The organism is Pseudorhodobacter sp., assembly GCF_030452865.1.
Taxonomy (GTDB): Bacteria; Pseudomonadota; Alphaproteobacteria; order Rhodobacterales; family Rhodobacteraceae; genus Pseudorhodobacter.
The window spans coordinates 1-2,013 of sequence record NZ_JAKDLJ010000530.1 but is presented as its reverse complement, the minus strand read 5'-3'; the positions used below and the strand labels follow the sequence as shown (position 1 = coordinate 2,013).

Below are 2,013 nucleotides of genomic sequence, written 5' to 3'. Positions count from 1 at the left end.
GGCGGGTGGTGCTGCCGGAACTGCGCGCCTATGGCTATGCGGGTGGGTTTTCGACAGCGACACTGGCTGCGGGCGGGACGTTGGGCATCTTGATCCCGCCTTCGGTGGTGTTGGTGATCTATGCCATCCTGACCGAGCAGAACATCGCCAAGCTGTTCCTTGCGGCCTTCCTGCCGGGGGTGTTGGCGGCGCTGGGCTATGTGCTGGTGATCGGGCTTTATGTCCGGCTTTACCCCGGTTCAACCGGCACCCGTCCGCGCGTTCCCTACGCCGCGCGCTTTGCGGCGCTCTATGATATCTGGCCAGTCTTACTGGTCTTTGTCACTGTCGTTGGTGGGATTTACGCCGGGCTGTTCACCCCGACTGAAGGGGCGGCTGTCGGCGCATTCGGCACCGGGTTGATTGCGTGGGTCAATGGCGGGTTGCACCGCGATACGCTGGCGGAAAGTTTCTATCTGACAGCCCGCTCGACCGCGATGATCTTTTTTATCGTATTGGGCGCGGCCTTCTACAACGGCTTTCTGGCCCTGACACAAGTGCCGCAGGAAATCGCACTTTGGGTGTCGGGTTTGGGTGTCAGCCCGTGGCTGGTGCTGATCTTCATTCTGGTGTTCTACCTGATCCTCGGCTGCGTCATGGACAGTCTGTCGATGATCCTGCTGACGATCCCGATCTTTTGGCCAGTGGTGCAGGGGTTGGACTTCGGCATGGTCGGCATGGCCCAACTCCACGCCGCCCGCGCGGCAGAGGCGCTGCATCAGGGCGTCACCATTGCCCCCGATATGCTCGCCAGCATCAAAGCCGCGATTGCCCAAGGCGCGGAACTTTCGCGCGATCAGATCAAGGCGCTTGGGCTGCGTGGGGTGAATACCGGTGCGCTGGCCCGGATCAATAGGAGCAAACGGCGATCTGGTTCGGGATTTTGGTGCTGATCGTGGTGGAGGTTGGCCTGATCACGCCGCCGGTTGGCATGAATTTGTTTATCATCAATACGATGGACCGCGAAACGCCGATCTGGGACACTTACAAAGCGGTGCTGTTCTTTGTCGTCTCTGACATTATCCGCGTGGCGCTGCTGGTGGCGTTTCCCGCGATAACGCTGTTTCTGATCGGGTGGTAGCGTTTTTGCGTTCACATTGACATAGGGTAGATCACCAATCGCGTTCGACCACTGGGGAGAGGCAGCGATTGATGATGCAATTTGAACGGAAAACGTTTTAGGGGCGGGCATGACCCACCCCCGATCCGGCTTATTCCGTCTTGGCGTTGAACACGAACAACGTCTCACCGTTGATCTTGTAATCGCTGATCAACGCCTTTGCCGTGTCGCTGACCAGCCAGTTTTCCAGCTTCATCGCCAGGTCATTGCGCACATGCGGCTGCTTTTCCGGGTTCACCGGAATGAACGTGTATTGGTTGAACATTGCCGGATCGCCCGCGAACAGCAGTTTGAGGTCGCCCTTGTTGCCAAAGTTCAGCCAGCTCGCCCGGTCCGCCAGAATATAGGCGTTCAACCCTGATGCGGTGTTCAACGCAGCGCCCATCCCCGCGCCAACCGCATGATACCACGCACCGAAGCTGGCGGCGTCCAGTTCGGCGGCCTTCCACAGCTTCAACTCGGCCTTGTTGGTGCCGCTGTCATCGCCCCGGCTGACAAAGGGTGCCTCCGCTCCGGCGATATGCTTCATTGCTTCCACCGCCGTTTTGTCGGCGGCGATTTTGGCCGGGTCTTCGGTCGGCCCGACCAATATGAAGTCATTATACATGATCTCGCGGCGGTGGGTGCCTGCGCCGGAGGCCACGAATTTCTCCTCCGCCGCTTTTGCGTGGACCAGAATCGCATCCACATCGCCGGATTCGCCCAGTTTGATCGCTTGGCCGGTGCCGACAACCAAAAGTTGCAGGTTGATATCCAGATCCTTCTTGATCGCGGGCAGCAAAACATCGGCCAGACCGGAGTTTTCAAACGAAGTGGTCACCGCCATCTTCATATCGTCGGCATAGGCGGCGGTG

Annotated in this window: 3 protein-coding genes; 2 read left to right on the top strand and 1 reads right to left on the bottom strand. The window is 59.1% G+C overall.

The window, feature by feature from the left end; all coding sequences use genetic code 11:
• Together L0H65_RS19055 and L0H65_RS19050 are read left to right on the top strand one after the other, a co-directional pair.
• Nucleotides 1–932: TRAP transporter large permease (locus tag L0H65_RS19055; RefSeq protein WP_301460769.1), on the top strand; the 932-nt coding region annotated here is incomplete at its 5' end.
• The gene (locus L0H65_RS19050; RefSeq protein ID WP_301460768.1) at nt 926–1,120 is read left to right on the top strand and encodes a TRAP transporter large permease subunit; all 195 of its coding nucleotides are present in this window, start codon (nt 926–928) and stop codon (nt 1,118–1,120) included. The genes L0H65_RS19055 and L0H65_RS19050, both read left to right, overlap by 7 nt.
• A gap of 130 nt (nt 1,121–1,250) precedes the next feature.
• On the opposite strand, the gene L0H65_RS19045 is transcribed toward L0H65_RS19050, so the two are convergent.
• Nucleotides 1,251–2,013, bottom strand: a 763-nt coding sequence (locus L0H65_RS19045) for a substrate-binding domain-containing protein (RefSeq protein ID WP_301460767.1), incomplete at its 5' end; no start/stop codon positions are given.